The organism is Colwellia sp. D2M02, from assembly GCF_018860755.1.
In the GTDB taxonomy this organism is placed as follows: Bacteria; Pseudomonadota; Gammaproteobacteria; order Enterobacterales; family Alteromonadaceae; genus Colwellia; species Colwellia asteriadis.
The window spans coordinates 56,104-76,909 of the sequence record NZ_JAHKPW010000043.1 but is presented as its reverse complement, the minus strand read 5'-3'; the positions used below and the strand labels follow the sequence as shown (position 1 = coordinate 76,909).

17 protein-coding genes are annotated in these 20,806 nt (G+C 38.2%); 15 read left to right on the top strand and 2 right to left on the bottom strand.

Annotated features, from left to right (window positions below):
* Nucleotides 1-199 precede the first annotated feature (199 nt).
* The 10 genes from ndk to KO495_RS06910 all read left to right on the top strand — a co-directional run bounded on the left by ndk (nucleotide 200) and on the right by KO495_RS06910 (nucleotide 11,874).
* The gene (gene ndk / locus KO495_RS06955) at nucleotides 200-631 is read left to right on the top strand and encodes a nucleoside-diphosphate kinase (RefSeq protein ID WP_033092026.1); all 432 of its coding nucleotides are present in this window, start codon (nucleotides 200-202) and stop codon (nucleotides 629-631) included.
* Nucleotides 632-832: 201 nt separating this feature from the next.
* The gene (locus tag KO495_RS06950; RefSeq protein WP_215979679.1) at nucleotides 833-1,993 is read left to right on the top strand and encodes a bifunctional tRNA (adenosine(37)-C2)-methyltransferase TrmG/ribosomal RNA large subunit methyltransferase RlmN; all 1,161 of its coding nucleotides are present in this window, start codon (nucleotides 833-835) and stop codon (nucleotides 1,991-1,993) included.
* 69 nt (nucleotides 1,994-2,062) lie between these two features.
* Nucleotides 2,063-3,790 carry a type IV pilus biogenesis/stability protein PilW gene (pilW, locus tag KO495_RS06945; protein ID WP_215979678.1) on the top strand — a complete coding sequence of 576 codons (1,728 nt, stop codon included), beginning with the start codon at nucleotides 2,063-2,065 and terminating at the stop codon, nucleotides 3,788-3,790.
* On the top strand, nucleotides 3,783-4,799 hold the full coding sequence (locus tag KO495_RS06940; protein WP_215979677.1) for a RodZ domain-containing protein: 1,017 nt from the start codon (nucleotides 3,783-3,785) through the stop codon (nucleotides 4,797-4,799). Before pilW ends, KO495_RS06940 begins: the two co-directional genes overlap by 8 nt.
* A 70-nt stretch (nucleotides 4,800-4,869) precedes the next feature.
* A complete protein-coding gene (ispG, locus tag KO495_RS06935; protein WP_215979676.1) occupies nucleotides 4,870-6,000 on the top strand; it encodes a flavodoxin-dependent (E)-4-hydroxy-3-methylbut-2-enyl-diphosphate synthase in 1,131 nt (376 codons plus the stop codon).
* A 146-nt stretch (nucleotides 6,001-6,146) separates the two neighbouring features.
* Nucleotides 6,147-7,427 (top strand): histidine--tRNA ligase, encoded by a 1,281-nt coding sequence (gene hisS, locus KO495_RS06930; RefSeq protein ID WP_215979675.1) that lies wholly within the window; start codon nucleotides 6,147-6,149, stop codon nucleotides 7,425-7,427.
* Nucleotides 7,428-7,436: 9 nt separating this feature from the next.
* Entirely contained in the window at nucleotides 7,437-8,117 is a 681-nt protein-coding gene (locus KO495_RS06925) for a tetratricopeptide repeat protein (protein ID WP_215979674.1), read from the top strand.
* A gap of 12 nt (nucleotides 8,118-8,129) precedes the next feature.
* Nucleotides 8,130-9,386, top strand: coding sequence for an outer membrane protein assembly factor BamB (gene bamB, locus KO495_RS06920; protein ID WP_215979673.1), 1,257 nt, complete (start codon nucleotides 8,130-8,132; stop codon nucleotides 9,384-9,386).
* Nucleotides 9,387-9,530: 144 nt separating this feature from the next.
* Nucleotides 9,531-11,009, top strand: a complete 1,479-nt coding sequence (gene der / locus KO495_RS06915) for a ribosome biogenesis GTPase Der (RefSeq protein WP_215979672.1) — start codon at nucleotides 9,531-9,533, stop codon at nucleotides 11,007-11,009.
* 181 nt (nucleotides 11,010-11,190) lie between these two features.
* A complete protein-coding gene (locus KO495_RS06910) occupies nucleotides 11,191-11,874 on the top strand; it encodes a PilZ domain-containing protein (protein WP_215979671.1) in 684 nt (227 codons plus the stop codon).
* A gap of 138 nt (nucleotides 11,875-12,012) precedes the next feature.
* On the opposite strand, the gene KO495_RS06905 is transcribed toward KO495_RS06910, so the two are convergent.
* Nucleotides 12,013-13,452 (bottom strand): sensor domain-containing diguanylate cyclase, encoded by a 1,440-nt coding sequence (locus KO495_RS06905; protein ID WP_215979670.1) that lies wholly within the window; start codon nucleotides 13,450-13,452, stop codon nucleotides 12,013-12,015.
* A gap of 169 nt (nucleotides 13,453-13,621) precedes the next feature.
* The gene (gene xseA / locus KO495_RS06900) at nucleotides 13,622-14,971 is read right to left on the bottom strand and encodes an exodeoxyribonuclease VII large subunit (RefSeq protein WP_215979669.1); all 1,350 of its coding nucleotides are present in this window, start codon (nucleotides 14,969-14,971) and stop codon (nucleotides 13,622-13,624) included.
* 212 nt (nucleotides 14,972-15,183) lie between these two features.
* Between xseA and guaB the strand changes: the two genes are divergently transcribed.
* The 5 genes from guaB (at nucleotide 15,184) to KO495_RS06875 (ending at nucleotide 20,782) form a co-directional block, all read left to right on the top strand.
* Nucleotides 15,184-16,656, top strand: coding sequence for an IMP dehydrogenase (guaB, locus tag KO495_RS06895; RefSeq protein WP_215979668.1), 1,473 nt, complete (start codon nucleotides 15,184-15,186; stop codon nucleotides 16,654-16,656).
* A gap of 260 nt (nucleotides 16,657-16,916) precedes the next feature.
* Nucleotides 16,917-18,506, top strand: coding sequence for a glutamine-hydrolyzing GMP synthase (gene guaA / locus KO495_RS06890; protein WP_215979667.1), 1,590 nt, complete (start codon nucleotides 16,917-16,919; stop codon nucleotides 18,504-18,506).
* A 163-nt stretch (nucleotides 18,507-18,669) separates the two neighbouring features.
* Nucleotides 18,670-19,092 (top strand): hypothetical protein, encoded by a 423-nt coding sequence (locus KO495_RS06885; protein ID WP_215979666.1) that lies wholly within the window; start codon nucleotides 18,670-18,672, stop codon nucleotides 19,090-19,092.
* A gap of 322 nt (nucleotides 19,093-19,414) precedes the next feature.
* Nucleotides 19,415-20,416 (top strand): hypothetical protein, encoded by a 1,002-nt coding sequence (locus tag KO495_RS06880; protein WP_215979665.1) that lies wholly within the window; start codon nucleotides 19,415-19,417, stop codon nucleotides 20,414-20,416.
* A 228-nt stretch (nucleotides 20,417-20,644) separates the two neighbouring features.
* Complete coding sequence (locus KO495_RS06875) at nucleotides 20,645-20,782, top strand: hypothetical protein (protein ID WP_215979664.1); 138 nt, start codon at nucleotides 20,645-20,647, stop codon at nucleotides 20,780-20,782.
* Nucleotides 20,783-20,806: the final 24 nt, after the last annotated feature.

Below are 20,806 nucleotides of genomic sequence, written 5' to 3'. Positions count from 1 at the left end.
TGATGAATTAAAAGCCGACATCATGTCGGCTTTTTTTGGTTTAGTGTTAAGAACCCACACCCGATAATTAATTAGCAGTAGCGAATTTGAATATCATTAGGATATTTTGTCTACTTCGTCTATAATGCGCCCCAAAATTTATGCGGAAGTTTTTCGCTAAATTATTCAATTTACTTAATCTACAAAATGAGGGCTTATCATGGCTATCGAACGTACTTTTTCTATCGTAAAACCTGATGCAGTTGCTAAAAACTTTATCGGTCAAATCTACAACCGTTTTGAAACTGCTGGTTTAAAAATTGTTGCATCAAAAATGATCCACTTAAGCCAAGAAAAAGCTGAAGGTTTCTACGCTGAACACAGCGAGCGTCCTTTCTTTGGTGCTTTAGTTGAATTTATGACTTCAGGCCCAGTAATGGTTCAAGTTTTAGAAGGCGAAAACGCTGTTCTTAAAAACCGTGAAATCATGGGTGCTACTAACCCAGCTGAAGCACTTGCTGGTACTATTCGTGCTGATCTTGCTGATAGCATTGACGAAAATGCTGCTCACGGCTCTGACGCTTTAGAGTCTGCAGCACGTGAAATTGCTTACTTCTTCTCTGATGACGAAATTTGCCCACGCACTCGTTAATTAGTACCTCAGGCATATTGGCCTGAGTTTTAAGCTACCAAAGGATTTTACTGAGTAATTAGTAAAATCCTTTTGTTATTTTAGGCTAAGGTTCTTTCTTAGCTAATATTGCGATTTTAGCCTGAAAAGTGTACAATTCGTGCCCTTTGTTTAAGGCTTAAGCAATTAATCGCCTTTTTATAGTTATTGAGATTTTGTTGTATGAGTAATGTTACCGGTAAAGTGAACCTACTAAATTTTGATCACAAAAGTATGCGTGAATACTTTGACTCAATTGGTGAGAAGCCATTTCGAGCAGATCAAATTATGAAGTGGATTTATCACTTTGGGTATAGTGATTTCGAACAAATGACTAATATCAATAAAAAATTACGCGAAAAACTACAACGTAATTGTATTATTAGCGCGCCAGAAATCTCAAAAAAGCAAGTATCTGAAGATGGTACTATTAAATATGCTTTATTACTTGAGGGCGGGCAAGAAGTTGAAACAGTTTGGATCCCTGAAAATGATCGCGCGACGTTATGTGTATCATCTCAAGTTGGCTGTGCTTTAGAATGTACTTTTTGTGCTACTGCCCAGCAGGGCTTTAACCGCAATTTATCAATGTCTGAAATTATTGGTCAAGTTTGGCGTGTTGCCAATGATATTGGCGCAACACGTATTGCGGGTACACGACCTATCACTAATATTGTGATGATGGGGATGGGTGAGCCATTACTTAACATGAAAAACTTAATTCCTGCACTTGATACTATGCTTAATGATTTAGGTTATGGATTATCTAAGCGTCGAGTCACGGTTAGTACTTCAGGTGTAGTACCTGCATTAGATATGCTGAAAGAAAAAATTGACTGTGCGTTAGCTATTTCTATTCACGCCCCTAATAACGCTTTACGCGATGAGTTAGTACCAATTAATAAAAAGTACCCATTAGAAGATTTTATTGCGGCATCAGCGCGCTATATTGATGGCTCGAAAGCGAACAAACAAGCCACTATTGAATATGTAATGTTAGATCATGTTAATGACAGTACTGACCAAGCACATGAGCTAGCTCATGCCTTAAAAGGTTTACCGAGCAAAGTTAACCTGATCCCTTTTAATCCTTACCCTGGTTCTCCGTATAAGCGCTCAAGTAATTCACGTATTGATCGTTTCGATAAAGTACTGCAAAGTTATGGTTTAACGGTTATTACCCGAAGAACTCGCGGTGATGATATTGATGCAGCTTGTGGACAATTAGCCGGTGATGTTTTAGATAGAACCAAACGTACTGGCTTTGCAACACAAGCAAATGCCAACACAAGTTCATTGAAAAATACTAGTAAAGCTGACACTATCTCAGTCACAGCACTTTAGTGGTTAAGCTAAGGGCATAATTTATAAAAATAAGAGGCGGTTACCACAGTGCGCATGTTAAATAGCAGTATGTCAAAAATAGGAATTCTGACAAAAAACATTTGGCCTAAATGCGTGCCGTTATTATCGGCTTTTATCTTGTCTGCTTGTGTTACTCAAAGCTACGAAAATAATACCCCTGTTGTTGAAAATAGTGCCAGTAAAAATGAGATGGCAGCAACCCGTATTTCCTTGGGACTAGGTTATTTAAATATGGGCAATATGACCCAAGCTAAAATGAACTTAGAAAAAGCGAAACGTTTTGCGCCTGATTTAGTACAGGTTTATACCGCTTTTGCACATTATTATGAAACCGTAGGCGAAAACGAATTAACGGTGCAGTCTTACGAAAAAGCGCTTTCATTAGCCCCCAATGATGCCGATACGTTAAATAACTATGGTGTTTTTCTTTGTCGTCAAGATAAAGTTCATGAAGCTGAAACTCAACTCTTAAAAGCTATTGCTGTTCCTTCGTATTTATTGGTTGCACAAAGCTATGAAAATTTAGCCTCGTGTTACCTGCAAATTGATGACTTTACTAAAGCGGAGCAATATTTAAATAAAGCTATTGCTCATAGCCCCAATAGAACAGCGACATTATTACAGATGGTGCGCTTGCAATATGCAATGAATAATTATGAACAAGCTAAAGTTTATCAACAAAAGTTTGAGCGTAATACCCATCGTTTTTCTCCCGATTCATTAGCATTAGCGTATAAAGTTTACTGGCAATTAGGTCAACGAAAAACAGCGCAAAATTATGCGAATATGTTGGTGAGAATGTATCCGCAATCGTGGGAAAGTAAACAATACTTACTTAATGAATTGCAACAAATTGAAGCTGATCTTCTCGCGCAAAGGTATCAACTAACTCAGCGTAATAACGAGCAAGAGTTACTAGTGAGTGATGGTAAAAAACGTGTTGTTAAATTATCACCGAAAAAGCCAAGGAGCCAAACACTCATTACTAATAAGCAAGCAACGTCAGCAGCATTAACAGCCTCGGTGGTTTCGCCAAGTAGTAATGAAGAACAATACTTAGCGGACAATAAAGTTGAAAAAGGTTTAGACGAGCAAGCTGAATCTACAGAAAGTGACACAATAGCAAGCGTTAATGAAACACCTATTGAAAAAAACGCTGCTGAAAAAATAGTAACAACACCTGCTGATACTACTAGCGATAAAGGCGTAAATGATGCTGCCAGTAGTGCAAATAAGCTCGTAGTGGCTGAACCCATTGGCGATGAAAAAGTAGGTGTGGAACCTATTGTTGAAACTCAAGTTGCTGAAAAGACAGTGCTTGAAGAGGCCAATAACGATTCTACATTAATGGTAAATGCTGATATTGATAGTATAAAGGCTGAAAACAGTGCTACTTTTACTAAGCCAGTGCCTGCAAAGCGTGATACTCCATTGCCGGTAGTTACTGACTATGTCGAAGAGAGTAATACTAGTACGGCAGATACTACCTCACAAATCACTTCGGCTATTCCTAAAGGTGATAACCCTACAAAGGAAGTCACAGAAAGTGTTATTAGTGAGCCCGTTGTAGAGCAAGCAGTTATTGACACGCCTAAGACGAATAAAGTAACAAGGCATACTGTTAAAAAAGGTGAAACCCTTTATGCTATTTCAGTAAAATACAATGTCAAACTCCAAGCTTTAAGAGCGTGGAATAATATGTCAGAAAAACAAAACCTGCATGTTGGTAAAAATCTTTATGTCGTTAATCCGGAAACAGTGAATATTAATGAATAACAATAAACGTGGTGACTTCTCTAGTGAGCATGTCGCCGAAGAATTAAGTGATGATATGATTATGGTAAGCCCTGGCACAATGTTACGTGAGGCTAGGGAAAAAATGTCATTAACACAGGCTGATATTGCCACACGACTTAACTTTAGAATACCTCTCGTTGAAAGTATTGAACAAGATAATTTAGACCCTTCACTTCCGGTGACTTTTAATCGTGGTTACTTAAGCAGCTATGCGAAAGTTGTTGGTGTTGATATTAATGATGTTTTAGCCAGTTATGATGCATTAGGTGCGGCACAAGCACAGCGTAGTGAAATGCAAAGTTTTTCAAAACTAACGGTAAAAGAAGCAGAGCATAGTCGTGTTATGTGGTTTAGCTATTTAATTATCGCTATTTTAGTCGGTTTGACTGTTTTGTGGTGGTTACAAGAATCACGTGAACCAACCCAAACAACAGAAACGCCAACAACCGTGAGTCTTACTTCTAATTCAGAGAGCCTTTCAAGTGAACCTGAAGTAGTTGTGTCTAATGAGCAAACATCAAACGCGACAGAAGAGCTTAACGAAAATGAAAGCGTGAAACAAAAATTAGCTGAAAATAGCCGCGATGAAACGAGCACTGAAGGCGAACAGGTAAATACTGATATTGTAAGTAATCCGAGCGAGATAGAGCTACCGAGTGACCATAATAAGGCTCCCGAAGTCACTAGTGTTACTCAGCCAACTAGCACAGAAAATAATATTGAAGTTGACGTTGAAGTTGCTTTAGCGCATGCCGTTTTTACTTTTTCAGGTGATTGCTGGGTCAATATTTATGATGCTAGTGGTGAACGTGTTGCTTGGGGCGTTAAAAAATCAGGTTATATTATGACTGTTGAAGGTAAAGCGCCTTTACAGGTTACTTTAGGAAAACCTGAGTTAGCAAGCATAGTATATAACAATGAGCCTATTGATATGTCGGCGTTTAATGCGGGTAATATTGCAAAATTTACCTTGCCGTTATCAGAATAGTTCACGTATAAAACTTAACGAATTTGTCATTAATATTTATAGGACGGGATAACTTCCCCGATATATTAAAATGTTTAAAGAATCTCCAATTATTCGCCGCGTATCTCGTCAAATTATGGTAGGTAATGTACCCGTTGGCGGTAATGCCCCTATTAGTGTTCAGTCAATGACTAATACATCAACCACCGATGTTGCCGCAACTGTCGCACAAATTAAATCTTTGGAAGCGGTTGGCGCTGATATTGTTCGTGTTAGTGTGCCAACTATGGATGCCGCTGAAGCATTTCGTGAAATTAAAAAGCAAGTGAATGTACCACTGGTTACTGATATTCATTTTGATTACCGTATTGCCCTGAAAGTCGCTGAATACGGCGCTGACTGTTTGCGTATTAACCCAGGAAATATAGGGCGTGAAGATCGAGTTCGCAGTGTAGTTGAGTGCGCTCGTGATAATAATATTCCTATTCGTATTGGCGTTAACGGCGGCTCGTTAGAAAAAGATATTCAAGCGCGTTATAGTGAACCGACACCTGAAGCATTACTTGAATCGGCTATGCGTCATGTTGATATTCTCGACCGACTTAATTTTCATGAATTTAAAGTAAGCGTGAAAGCATCTGATGTGTTTTTAGCTGTTGGTGCTTATCGCTTATTGGCAAAGCAAATAGATAACCCATTACACTTAGGGATTACCGAAGCAGGTGGTTTACGTTCAGGCTCAATAAAATCATCTGTTGGGCTCGGTTTATTATTAGCCGAAGGTATTGGTGATACATTACGCGTATCTCTTGCTGCCGACCCCGTTGAAGAGATTAAAGTCGGCTTTGATATTTTAAAATCATTAAAACTGCGTAGCCGAGGCATCAATTTAATTGCCTGCCCAAGTTGCTCTCGCCAAGAGTTTGATGTGGTTTCTACCGTTAACGCATTAGAGCAACGTATTGAAGATATTATGACGCCAATGGATGTGTCTATTATTGGCTGTATTGTTAATGGCCCAGGAGAAGCAATGGTTTCTGATTTAGGCTTAACGGGCAGCAGTAAAAAAAGTGGCTATTATCTTGATGGTATTCGTCAAAAGGAACGTTTCGACAATAACAACTTAGTTGATCAGTTAGAGCAGCGTATTCGCGCTAAAGCGCATGCCATGACTGAGCGACTTGATGAAAAAAATAAGATCGACTTTAAAGAAGTTGAATAACTACACAAAATCAGCCGTTTTATAATCATTTAAGTATCTTTTTATAAGGTATATAATGCGCGCGGCATGAAGTTTACGCTGATTTATGCACTATAAGTCAGACGATAGATAATCGATAACACAAGAAGTATAAGAGAGACTGCTCAGTGGCTAAACAGAAGGCTCTACAAGCAATACGTGGTATGAATGATTGCTTACCGCACGAAACAAATATTTGGCAAATGGTTGAAGGTGTTTTACGCCGTGTGGCAAGTAACTATGGTTTTGCCGAAATTCGCATGCCGATAGTTGAGTCAACCGCTTTATTTAAACGCGGTATTGGTGAAGTAACCGATATCGTTGAAAAAGAAATGTACACGTTTGATGATCTTAATGGTGATAGTTTAACTTTACGCCCTGAGGGTACTGCAAGTTGTGTTCGTGCCGGTAATCAACATGGTTTATTGTACAACCAAGAGCAGCGCCTTTGGTATATGGGGCCGATGTTTCGTCATGAAAGACCACAAAAAGGTCGTTATCGTCAGTTTCACCAATTTGGCCTAGAGGCCTTTGGTATAGCGACTTCTGATATAGACGCTGAAATTATTTTACTAACCGCACGTTTATGGCGGGAACTTGGCATCAATGAATTTGTCACACTAGAGTTGAATTCATTAGGTTCAAATGATGAGCGAGCAAATTACCGTGAAGCATTAATTGCTTATTTAGTTGAACATGAGGAGTTACTTGATGATGACTCGAAGCGTCGTATGCATACGAACCCGTTACGAGTATTAGATAGTAAAAACCCACAAGTTCAAGCAGCATTGGTAAATGCACCTAAATTATCTGATCACTTTGGTGAGGAAACTCAAGAGCATTTTGATACATTATGCCAGCGTTTAGATGCCGCCGGTATAAAATATGTATTAAATGAGCGTTTAGTACGTGGTTTAGATTATTACAATCGCACTGTATTTGAATGGGTTACTGAAAGCCTTGGCGCACAAGGTACAATTTGTGCTGGTGGTCGTTACGATGGCTTAGTTGAGCAGTTAGGTGGTAAAGCAACACCTGCTTTTGGTTTTGCCTTAGGTATTGAGCGCTTAGTTTTAATGCTAACCGAGTTGGATAAGGTCACTAATATTCGACCACAGGTTGATGCTTATATCGTTATTTTAGGCGACGATGCGCAAATCGAGTCAAATAAACTGGCTGAACAGTGGCGTGATGAAGTGCCAAATATTCGCTTACAATGTCACTGCGGTGGCGGTAATATGAAAAAACAATTAAAACGCGCGGATAAATCAGGTGCACAAATCGCTTTGATTTTAGGTGATAACGAAATTGCTGAACAAACAGTAATGGTTAAATACCTACGCGGTCAACAAGAACAGCAAAACGTAGCATTTTCAGAAATTCCGCGTTTATTAACAGAATTAATTTAAGGGTGTAGTGTGGAAGTTTATCAAACGGAAGAACAACAAGTAGAAGCAATTAAAGGTTACTGGGAGAAAAATGGTAATACGATCATTGCGGGTGTGATTTTGGGTTTTGCTGGTTTTATTGGTTTTAACTTATATCAAGATAACAAACTTGAGCAAGAACTTGCTATATCTGATAGTTACCAAGCACTTATTGAAGAAAGCGAAGCAGAGAATGCTGACTTTTCAGCTAATGCTGCTGAATTTATTAAAAATAACAGTGAGAGCAGTTATGCAGCATTAACCGCCTTATCATTAGCGAAAGAAGCTGCTACACATCAAGATTGGTCGAAAGTAAAAGAGCAACTAGCAATCGCTATCGAAAAAGCACCAAGTGAAGGTATTAAAGCCATTGCCAGCTTACGTTTAGCGCGAGTACAGGTTCAGTTAGAGCAATACACAGAAGCATTAGCTACATTATCAGCTCCATTACCTGTAGCATTTACTGCCGCTATTGAAGAAATAAAAGGTGATACATATTTACTGCAAGGTAAAAAAGATTTAGCTCGAAACGCTTATCAAGTTGCAATTGCTGCTGACGGTTTAGCGAACAACACTAATTTACAAATGAAACTCGATGACTTAGCACAAGTATCTACTTTACCTGAGCCAATGATTATTGAAACTAGTTCGACTGAAAAGTCAGCTAACTAATTAAGGCTGGCTATGCACCTATTCAAAAATGAAATTGATGGCTGTTTTGTTAAGCGCTTTTGTAATCGCAATACATTAGTAGCATTATTACTTTCTTCTACATTATTGGCTTGTTCATCAACCGATGATGAAGACCCAGACACGTTAGTTGCCGAGTTAACAGAAATTAACGAAACTTTTACTCCACAAGTTTTGTGGGACCGTAGTGTTGGAGATGGTGTTGATGATTACTTTTCTCGCCTAAAACCAGCAGTTGCTTATGACAAAGTTTATAGCGCTAGCCGTGAAGGTGATGTTATTGCTTTTGATATCAAAACGGGCAAAGAAGTATGGCAAAATGATTTAAGCGATATTAACAATGAACGCAGCTTTTGGGATGCTCGTGTTTCAGCACTCGTTGCTGGCGGTCCAACAGTTGGTTCGGATAAAGTTTTTATTGGTACTGAAAGTGGTAAAGTCTTTGCGTTATCAGCACAAACAGGCGAGTTAGTTTGGCAGGCAGATATTAAAGGTGAAGTAATTACTAAGCCAGCCTTAGGTGAAAACATTCTTGTCGTTAACACTGCCTCTGGCATTATGAAAGCGTTTGATGCCAACACTGGTGAAGAGCTTTGGAAAGTAGAGCAAGACGTACCTGCTTTAACTTTACGTGGTATTAGTGCTCCTGTTATTGCGTCAGGTGGCGTTATTCTTGGAACAGGCAAGGGCGAAGTAAGTGTTTATATTTTAGAGAAAGGCCAACAAGGCTGGACTACTGAAATAGGTGAAGCATCAGGTACTACAGAGTTAGAGCGCGTGATAGATGTAGACTCAGCACCGGTAATTTTTGGTGATAAAGTGTATGCCATTTCTTCTCGTGGTAATTTAGTCTCAATTGAGTTGCAGTCTGGCCGTATTGTTTGGAAGCGTCAGTACTCTTCATATAGACAAATAGCGGTATACCGTAATGACATTTATATAACCACAACGAAAGGTCACGTTTACTCGTTAAACCGTAATAATGGTATTGAGCGCTGGAGTAACTTAAGTTTAACTAATCGAGGTGTAACTGGTCCTGCAGTTGTTGATAATTATATTGTGGTTGGTGATTTTGAAGGATACTTGCACTGGTTAAATCAAGAAACCGGTGAGGTAGTGGCACGTCATGAAGTTGATGGTAGCGGTATTCACTCAACACCAACAGTTAGCGATGATGTTATTTATTCGCAATCAAGGGATGGTGATTTACAAGCAATAGCCACACCTAAAATAGTCACAGCAGAGAAGTAATCCTGCTTATCGTTCCTTTTATATAAAAGGGACTAAAATTATAAACGGCTCCAATGCAAAGCATGTGGAGCCGTTACTTGTTTTTAGCAATATCAATTTTGCGTTATAATGTAATGCATTGATATTTCAAATTTAGAGGTTTCCATGCTTCCTGTTGTCGCCTTAGTTGGCCGTCCTAATGTTGGAAAATCAACACTATTTAACCGCTTAACACGTAGTCGTGATGCGCTAGTTGCTGATTATCCTGGTTTAACTCGCGATCGCCAATATGGCCAAGCTGAAGTTGAAGAGCACCCTTTCATTGTTATTGATACTGGTGGTATTAATGGTGATGAGCAAGGTATTGATTTATTGATGGCGGAACAGTCATTGATGGCCATTGAAGAAGCTGATGCTGTGCTTTTTTTGGTAGATGCACGTGATGGTTTAACTTCGGCTGATCACGGTATTGCCGAGTATTTACGTAAGCAAGATAAAAAAGTATTTTTGGTTGCCAATAAAATTGATGGTATTCATGGTGATTCAGCGGTTGCTGAGTTTTATTCACTTGGTTTAGGTGAGCATGTACATCAAATTGCCGCGGCACATGGTCGCGGTGTAACACAATTATTAACGATTGCGTTAACGCCACATATTGAAGCGCTTGGTCAGCCTAAAGTAGAAAAAGCTGAAGGTGATGAGTTTGAAGAAGAGTTTGAGGTTGAACTAACTGAAGAGCAATTAGCTAAAAAACTTGCAGCTGAGCCACAAGAAAATGATAAAATCAAGCTTGCCATTATTGGTCGACCTAATGTCGGGAAATCTACGTTAACCAACCGTATTTTAGGTGAGGAACGTGTGGTTGTCTATGATATGCCAGGTACAACTCGTGACAGTGTTTATATTCCGATGGAGCGTAACGGTCGTGAATATACATTAATTGATACGGCAGGTATTCGTCGGCGTAAAAATGTCACCGATGTTGTTGAAAAGTATTCTGTCATTAAAACACTACGTGCAATTGAAGATGCTAACGTTTGTTTACTGATTATTGATGCGCAAGAGGGGATTAGCGATCAAGATTTAAGCTTACTCGGCTTCATTCTTGAGGCTGGGCGCTCGTTAGTATTAGCGGTTAATAAATGGGACGGTTTGGAAGAGCATGAAAAAGATCGTATTAAAACAGAGTTAGATCGTCGCTTAGGTTTTATTGACTTTGCGCGTATTCACTTTATTTCAGCATTACATGGTACCGGTGTTGGTCATTTATATGAGTCAGTTGAAGAAGCTTTTGTTTCTGCAACAAAACGTATTTCAACAGCAATGGTAACTAAAATACTTGATATGGCAGCGTTTGATCATCAGCCGCCTATGCATAATGGCCGCCGCATTAAGCTTAAATACGCCCATGCTGGTGGTTATAATCCACCAATTATTATCATTCATGGTAACTTAGCTAAAAAGCTGCCGATGTCTTATAAACGCTATTTAATGAATTATTACCGCAAGTCATTAAAAATGATGGGAACACCTATTCGTATCCAATTTAAAGATACCGTAAACCCATTTGCAGGTAAGAAGAAGCTTACTTTTACTGAGCAAAAGAAACTTGCGCGTGCTACGCAAGGTTATAAGAAAGATTAATCCCCATTCTGCCTATGAATGATTAAAGCGACCTTTTGGTCGCTTTTTGCATAAAGCTTTGCGAGTAAGCTGTATAGAGCCTAAGTTAATTAATTGTTTATCAACATTTAATAGCAATATTGCAATTAGCTAAAGCTTTGGCTAAGGTAAGTTATACTGACCTTTTTTATATCATTAACTTATGGCTGAAGCCGCAACTCAAATAGACACCGCTAAAAGGTTAAGCCAAAACTTAGCTTTATTACATGCTGGCTCAACCGTGACGATTGATATCACTACGCCGGCGGGGCAGAAGGGTAAGTTCAGAACAACCTTTATTGGCTACTTGCCTAAGCAATATATTTTAATACAGTTTCCGGAACTCACTAAATTAGGCCGTTTCTCGCAATACCTTAACCAAGGTGCAGGTATTACTGTTAGAGGCTTAATTGAAGGTCATGAAGGTGTAGTTGTTGCTTTTGTCAGTACTATTAAGCAAACACTGCAAATGCCATCTCGTATTATGGTATTAGACTTTCCACGTTCAGTTATGGTGCAAAACTTGCGTTCTTCTGTTCGTATCGACACTCAGATCACCGCTAAAGTCAAAATAGATCAGGCTTATTGGCAAACCACTATTCTTAATTTGTCTGTGGCTGGTGGGCAGTTAAGTATTGTGAATGGCGATAAACTAATGCTAACTGAAAATAAAGCCATTGAGATTATTATTGAGGGAGAAGATGGTGTTAGTAATATTAAGTTACAAGCTATTATTTGTAATGTTAAACAGCAAGTGGAAGGGTTGTCTTTTGGTGTTAAATTTGCTGAAGAGAGTGCTTCACAAGTTTCCGATTTGTTATTACAAGTCATAACGGTTGAAAGCTAACTGCGTTAAATTCGCCTTATTGCCATAAAAAATTCAGGTTGAGGGAACATTGAGTTTGTGTTTATAAGTCAGTGCTTTAGTTAGACCGAAAGCCAAGGTCAAGATTAACTACCTTCATCTATATTGTTATTAAATTACCTATTCTGTCTCTACCGCAATACAGTTTTTACCGTTATTTTTGGCGCTATAAAGCGCATTATCGATTCGTTTAAATAAAGACTCAACAGTATCATTTTCATTTGCTGTTGTTACCCCGATGCTGATAGTGACGCCTTTATTCGTTATTTCCTTTAAAGCTACGTTTTTTTCTACTGCTGAACGTAGTTGCTCCGCTATTAGGTTTGCATGCGCTAAGTTGGTATCTTCGAGTAAAATAATAAACTCTTCGCCGCCCCAGCGGGCAACTGTATCACTTTTTCGTATACTTGATGTGAGTATGTCAGCTAAACTCTTGAGGGTTTTATCACCAATATCATGGCCTAAGGTGTCGTTAATAGTTTTGAAGTTATCAATATCAATAAATAAGGTTGAAAGCGGTGTGTTATTTCTTAATGTTAATAACAAGCTATGTTCTAGTATATTATAAAAAGTGCGTCTGTTGGCGAGCTCGGTCAACGGATCTGTATTGGCGAGAGTATTGAGTTTGTTATGTATGCTACGCACGTAAAAGATAATAATCACAGCAATTAATAGCGTGATTATTAATGATATACATACATTTAAATAGAAGGTTTCTTTTACGCTTGCAGTAAAGTTATCTACTTTCGCTTCAACGATAAGGTATAAATCTAATTCAGGAATGTATTTGGCATTTAATAAATAGTCATTATTGTTTTGGTTATATTCTAGTAGCAGGTTATTTTTATTTATGATGTTTGATAACTGTGATTTTAATGCTGAGATATCACTTATGTTAGCTAAATTATTAACGGACCTTTCAGAAACTACAACTTCTCCTTGTTCATCGATTAAATAAACATTGAAGTTATATTGCAGCCTGAAATATTTTAACATCTCGTTAATATATGAGGTTTTTAACCCAATACCTGTGGCGCCTATCATGTGATATTCATCATCAAAAATCTTGTAATTAATAAACATGATCAACGAATCACCTATATTCTCGTTGTAATCAATATTAATTTCATGGCTTTTACTGCTGCTCTTAAACTTGAAATACCATTGATTATGCGCTTTATCAGCGGATAATTTATCTAAAACGCCACTTGCGGTGTAATAATGCTGACTTTTTTCGGATACTAAAAAGGTGGTATACATTTTATATTTGTTTTGAATGGTATCGAGGAAGCGAGTGATCTGTTCAATATCGTCTTCTTCATGGGTTAGCCAGTCTTTCATGAAGGTATCACTAGACATCATTGATGCGATAAGGCTTGGTTCAATAATGTTCTTTTGTATTTCAGTGTAAATGTTGTCAACGGTTAGTGGTAAAGCGCTTTCTTTAAGGTGCTTGGTCGTTGAGTTTATTGAAGCGAAGTAGTTAATTAACGTTAAACTTGAAGAGAGTACGAAAAGCAGCGCGGTGATTATAACAATTATTTGGTAATTAAATCGCATGAAATACTAATACAATAAAGCGTTATAAGACTGTTCTTATCTTAGCAAATTGTTGAGTTATTGCGAGTGCTAACTTTTTTAATTAGAGGAAAAAGAATCGGAACTTTTACTTTTAGGTGGTAACAGGGGCTTATTCAAAATAAGTCTAGCATTAACCTTGAGGTATTATTTATTCTTTTATGTTTAAACGAGTCGCTTTTACGGCAATAACACCATCACTTAATTGAATGCTAAGTTCATCGCCAACTGTAACTTGTGTCACCCTACTAACAACACTATTTTTATTGTCACGAGTAACGCTATAACCTCTGGCAATAGTCGCTAGAGGGCTCACTAATTGTAATTGCTCAATGAGATGCACAAAGGTTTCGCTTTTATGTTGCAGGTGAAGTTGCTGGCTATGAATTAATCGTTGGGTACTTTGTTGTATAATGTCTTGGTGGCGTTCAATTGTTTTTAAAGGTGAGCTTTGTAACAAACGTTGCTGTAATTGAGTCGGTTTATGTTTATTTTCAAGTAGCGTACGTTTTATTACCTGCTTCAAGCGTATGGCTAACTCATCGGCTTTTTGCTGCTGTAACTGTAATTGCTGTTCTGGGTGAACTTGATTAAGGCGATGTTGTAAATAATTACTGCGGTCGTAGCGCTTTGTTAATTGCGCTTGATGAACTCTTATTAGGCGCTGTTTTAATAGGCTAATGTTATTTAACTGTGCTGAATTATCACTTGATACTAGCTCTGCCGCCGCCGAGGGCGTTGGCGCTCGCAAATCAGCAACGTAATCACTCAAGGTGGTATCTATTTCATGTCCAACGGCACTAATAATAGGAAGCTTACTGTTATAAATACTGCGAACAACACTTTCTTCATTAAATGGCCATAAATCTTCTAATGAACCACCGCCACGACCCACAATAAGTACATCACATTCATTACGCATATTGGCCATAGCAATTGCATGACAAATATCACCTTGAGCATATTCACCTTGTACTAAAGCGGGGTAAATAATGATGTTAATGGTTGGGTTCCTGCGTTTTAAAACACTAATGATATCTTTAACCGCAGCACCTGTTGGGGAGGTCACAAGGCCTAAAGTGGTAATGTGCTCAGGGATAGTTTTTTTATGAAAGGCATCAAATAGCCCTTGTGCATTTAATTGATTTTTTAATTGCTCAAATTGCTGACGTAATAAACCTGCGCCAGCATCTTCCATGTGTTCAATAATTAATTGAAAGTCACCGCGAGGCTCGTAAAGTGATACTTTTGCGCGTACTAATACTTGCTGACCATTACTTGGTTTGCCGGTGTTTAATCGAACGCGACTATTGCTGCCTTTAAACATGGCGCACTTTACTTGCGACTTACTATCTTTTAATGACAAGTACCAGTGACCTGAGCTGGCTGCGATGAAGTTAGATATTTCACCCGTGAGCCAAACGGTATTAAGCTCGCTTTCAAGAATAAAGCGAACTTTTTTAGTTAATTCGCTGACTTTTAATATGTGCTGTTGGCTCATGAAAAATTGGCTTAATATCGTTTGAGGAAAAGGTTAGTAGACATCGGAAAACGCCATTATTTATTGATTAGGCGTGACTTTCAATTTATTTTCATTATTTGTTGGTTTTTCTCACCTGTTTTTGCAAAAAGAGGTTTACCTAAAACAAGAAAACGGTTAAAATTCTGCCGCAATATTCCCTCCCTAACCAACCTTTTTAGAGAGACGTTGCGATGCTAAGAATTGCCCAAGAAGCACTAACTTTTGATGATGTACTACTGGTACCTGCCCACTCAAAAGTACTTCCACATACAGCTGATTTAAAAACAAAATTAACGCGTAAAATTAATTTAAATGTACCTATGGTTTCTGCGTCTATGGACACAGTAACCGAAGCACGCTTGGCTATTACTTTAGCGCAAGAAGGCGGTTTAGGCTTTATCCACAAAAACATGACTATTGCCGAGCAAGCGCAAAATGTTGCTAAAGTTAAAAAATATGAGAGCGGTGTGGTTTCACATCCGGTTACCGTAAACCTTAATTTTACGCTTGAGCAAGTGATGCATAAAGCCGATGATTTAGGTTTTTCTGGTTTCCCTGTCGTTGATGATAACAACAACCTAGTCGGTATTATTACTAGTCGTGACTTACGCTTTGAAACAGACTTAAGTAAAACTGTTTCAGCATTAATGACGCCTAAAGAAAACCTAGTCACGGTAAAGTCAGGTGCTCCACGTGAAGAGATTTTAGGTTTAATGCATGAAAACCGTATTGAAAAAATCTTAGTGGTTAATGATGCTTTTCAATTAGTGGGTTTAATTACCGCGAAAGACTATCAAAAAGCAGAAAGCAAACCAAATGCGTGTAAAGATGAGTTAGGTCGTTTACGTGTTGGTGCTGCTGTTGGCGTTGGTGCTGGTACCGATGAACGTATTGATGCCTTAGTCGCTGCTGGCGTTGATGTATTATTAATTGATACTTCTCATGGTCATTCACAAGGTGTTATTGATCGTGTTAAAGAAACACGTGATAAATATCCAGATTTACAAATTGTTGCGGGCAACGTTGCTACTGGCGCTGGCGCTAAAGCATTAGCTGATGTTGGCGTAGATGCGGTAAAAGTAGGTATCGGCCCTGGCTCTATTTGTACCACTCGTATTGTGACGGGCGTAGGTGTACCACAATTAACGGCTATTTCTAATGCTGTTGAAGCACTTAAAGGTACAGGTATTCCTGTTATCGCTGATGGCGGTATTCGTTTTTCTGGCGATATTGCTAAAGCACTTGTTGCTGGCGCACACTGTGTCATGGTTGGTAGCATGTTAGCGGGTACTGAAGAGTCTCCTGGTGAGGTTGAGCTTTACCAAGGTCGTTACTACAAATCATATCGTGGTATGGGTTCTTTAGGTGCAATGGCACAAAAAGATGGCTCTAGCGATCGTTACTTCCAAAAGACTGATGGTGAAGCCGATAAATTAGTCCCTGAAGGCATTGAAGGTCGCGTAGCATATAAAGGTCCAGTTGCTGCTATTATTCATCAGCAAATGGGCGGATTACGCTCATCGATGGGCTTAACCGGTAGTGAAAACATTGAAGTGATGCGCACTAAACCTGAATTTATGAAAATTACTTCTGCGGGTATGGGCGAGTCGCATGTACATGATGTCGCTATTACGAAAGAAGCACCTAACTACCGTTTAGGTTAATCGAATAATTTTTTCCTGCGCTATTTAACACAATAGCGGCATCGGATGTACTCATTGACTAAGGTCAACTACGAGCACCTTCTTTGCGCTAATGTTAACTAGCTTGGAGCTAAATTATTCTTAACATTGAATAAGTTTAGCAAAAAAAATTCAAACAGGCTGAGCACTATCTATAAATAGAGATGCTCAGCCTGTTCATTTTAGAAAATTAGTAAATACTTCATTTTGAAGAAACTTTGAAGATAATAGGAACAAAACTCATGACGACAAGTACCACGAAAGACATTCATGATCACCGCATACTGATATTAGATTTTGGTTCACAATACACCCAGCTTATTGCACGCCGTGTACGTGAAATTGGCGTATATTGTGAACTTTGGTCTTGGGATGTAACTGAAGAGCAAATTAAAGCGTTTAACCCAACAGGTATTATTCTTGCTGGTGGTCCCGAATCAGTAACAGAAGCTAATTCTCCACGTGCTCCAGAGTACGTTTATAACGCAGGTGTACCTGTTTTAGGTATTTGTTACGGCATGCAAACCATGGCTGAGCAACTTGGCGGTGGTGTACAAAGCTCTGAGCATAAAGAGTTTGGCTACGCTGCGGTTGAATTAATTTCACAATCAGCATTATTTCATAATGTTGAAGACAGTATTGGCGCTAATGGTAATGCATTACTAGATGTTTGGATGAGCCATGGTGATAAAGTTTCTGCTATTCCTCGTGACTTTGTTAGTGTTGCACAAACACCAAGCTGTGCTTTTGCTGCGATGGCCAATGAAGAGAAGCAATTTTATGGTGTGCAATTCCACCCTGAAGTAACACACACTAAACAAGGTCTACGTATTTTAGAAAACTTTGTTGTAGAAATTTGTCAGTGTGAAAAGTTATGGACACCAGCCTCAATTATTGATGACGCCATTGCTAAAATGAAAGAGCAAGTAGGTGATGATGAGGTTATTCTAGGGCTTTCTGGTGGTGTTGACTCATCTGTTGTTGCGATGCTTTTACATCGAGCAATAGGTGACAAACTTACTTGTGTATTTGTTGATAACGGTTTACTTCGCTTGAACGAAGGGCAACAAGTTATGGACATGTTTGGTAATCATTTTGGTTTAAATATCATTAAAATTGATGCCGAAGATCGCTTTCTTGATCGTTTAGCTGGCGAGAATGAACCAGAAGCTAAACGTAAAATTATTGGTAACGTATTTGTTGATGTTTTTGAAGAAGAGTCTAATAAACTTGAAAATGCTAAATGGTTAGCGCAAGGAACTATTTACCCAGATGTAATCGAATCTGCAGCATCGGCTACCGGTAAAGCGCATGTCATTAAATCGCATCATAATGTTGGCGGCTTACCTGACTATATGAAATTAGGTTTAGTTGAACCATTACGTGAATTATTTAAAGATGAAGTACGTAAAATTGGTTTAGAGCTTGGCTTACCATACGACATGCTTTACCGCCACCCGTTCCCAGGTCCTGGGTTAGGTGTACGTATTTTAGGTGAAGTGAAAAAAGAATATGCTGACTTATTACGTCGTGCCGATGCTATTTTCATTGAAGAGCTACATAAGCATGATTTATACACTAAAGTAAGCCAAGCTTTTACTGTGTTTTTACCGGTACGTTCAGTAGGTGTTATGGGCGATGCGCGTAAATATGATTGGGTTGTTTCATTACGTTGTGTTGAAACTATCGACTTTATGACTGCGCGTTGGTCACATTTACCATACGACTTCTTAGGGTTAGTGTCTAACCGTATTATTAATGAAATTGACGGTATTTCACGTGTTGTCTATGACATTTCAGGCAAGCCACCAGCAACAATTGAGTGGGAATAATTTATTACGCTTTAATCGCTAACTAAAGTGCCGTATTTATAGAACCTCATTACTGTAAAGTGGTGAGGTTTTTTATTATACGTTTCTAGCTTGTTTTTTAATTGATTAGTTTGTTATGAACTCATACAATCAGCTTCTTATTGATAATTAAAAGGAAAAAATTATGATTTACGGGATTGCTTTAATCTTACTGAGCCTATTAGCGGTACCTTCTTTAATTCTGTCGAAAAGACCAGATGCAAAAGATGTGCTAGCAAAAATAGCGCCTTATCAAGGTTGGATTGGCGTTGTATTTTGTTTTTGGGGTCTATGGGGCATTATTGCTGCCGTACTTAACTTAGGTTTATTAACGAGTGCTCCTATTTGGTGGATTACTTGGTTAGCAAGTAGTGTCGTTGAAGCTATTTTAGGCTTTATGCTAGGCTACAATCTTATCAATAAGTATGTATTATCTAAATCAGAAGAAGGCGCTAAAAAAGGCGAAGAGTTACTTGCTAAACTTGCACCAATGCAAGGTAAAGTAGGTTTGGTTGGTTTATGTCTTGGTGTTTGGACAATCATCGCTAGTCTTTTGTTTATGGGCTAATTGCTCCGTATTAACATGGCAGTAATCGATAGCGGCTATTGCTATGAGGTTAATTGCTTGAAAGCCCAGTATCAAATCATAAATACTGGGCTTTTTTATGGGCGGTTATAAATATATTAGTGAATATTTTATCGAGCATAATAATACTTGGGCATAACTACTCAATGCTCAAGCATAGCAATATTAAGTAACATGAGCTTGATGTATGGGCGTAGGTTAAGTAGACGAATATAACTTATAAAATATCAATGGTTGACAAAATAAACTATTTGCATAATTATATAGCCATCTAAACGTCTAAAGAAAATTAAAGAAGAGCATTTTGACTACACAATCAGAGCTTAAAGCTAGATATAACGATATTAACCGAGGTGTTTACTTTATTGGCACTACACCGCCTAAAAGTGATACGCCACTTGATAAAGTCGCTGACATTGCGGATAAATTACTTGAGCGTGTAAGCGATATAGACTTTGATGGTTTGATTGTTTATGACATTCAAGATGAAAATTCTCGTATTAGTAAACCTCGCCCTTTTCCGTTTAAATCAACTCATGATACTCGTCTGTACTCTTCATTATTAAATAAAAAATCTCATCGACCAGTAATCACGTATAAAAGCGTAGTGCAATCGAACAGCGAAGACTTTAATAACTGGGCTAATGAAGCTTGGGATGAATATGGCGTAAAAGATGTTGTATTAGTTGGCAGCCCGTCAAAAAAGAATGAAATTTCATTATCGTTAGCTGGCGCTTATAAAACCTTAGTTAACAATCCTAATAAATTTTTTATTGGTGGAGTAACCATTGCTGAGCGTCATGCTAGTAAAAAAGATGAGCATGAGCGTTTAATTGCTAAGCATAAACAAGGGTGTAGTTTTTTCATTTCACAAGCCATTTATGATCCTCAGGCGACAATAGACTTACTAACGCGCTACGCCATTGAATGCCAAAAGCAAGGGCTTAAACCACAACGATTAATTTTAACTTTTTCACCTTGTGGTAGCGAAAAAACCTTAGAGTTTATCGATTGGTTAGGGGTGAACGTACCTGAAGCAACTAGCTTACGCATTTTAAATGCAGAGAAACCCTTGTATGAATCTATTCGTATTTGTGTGAATAGTTTACAGCAAATTTTAGATGCAGTATTACCTTACGATTTACCATTAGGGCTTAATATTGAAAGTTTAACTAACCGTAAAGAAGAAATTGACGGCTCTATTTTATTGTACAAGTTATTACGCTCAAAAATGGATAACTTTTTAGCTAAAAAAGAACTCGCTGCTTTAAATAAAAAAGAACTCGCTGCTTTAAATAAAAAATAGCGAGTAAGTTAACTATGCTAAAAAGCTCACTATTCAGTGAGTTTTTTAGTTTTTACACGTTGATAGAGTCACCTTAAAGCTCACAGTAATTACCTATACTAACCGCTCATCATTTTTCTTAGCCGTTAAGCACATTGCCTAACAAATCTACCATTTGAATGTTTATAGTCGTTTCACTTAAACAAGTTACATCTAAACAAATTACATAAGTAACAAATGGAGATAGTTATGAATACATTCTTTTCAACATGGGTTAACGAGAGAACTGCACAAGAGCAAGCTAATATAGATTCATCTTTAGCACTTATTCTGGACGCAATAGCATTTTGCGCCCCTTTGTTGTTATTGACGTCTTTGGCTATGTGATTATATTTACGGTTAACTTAAGTA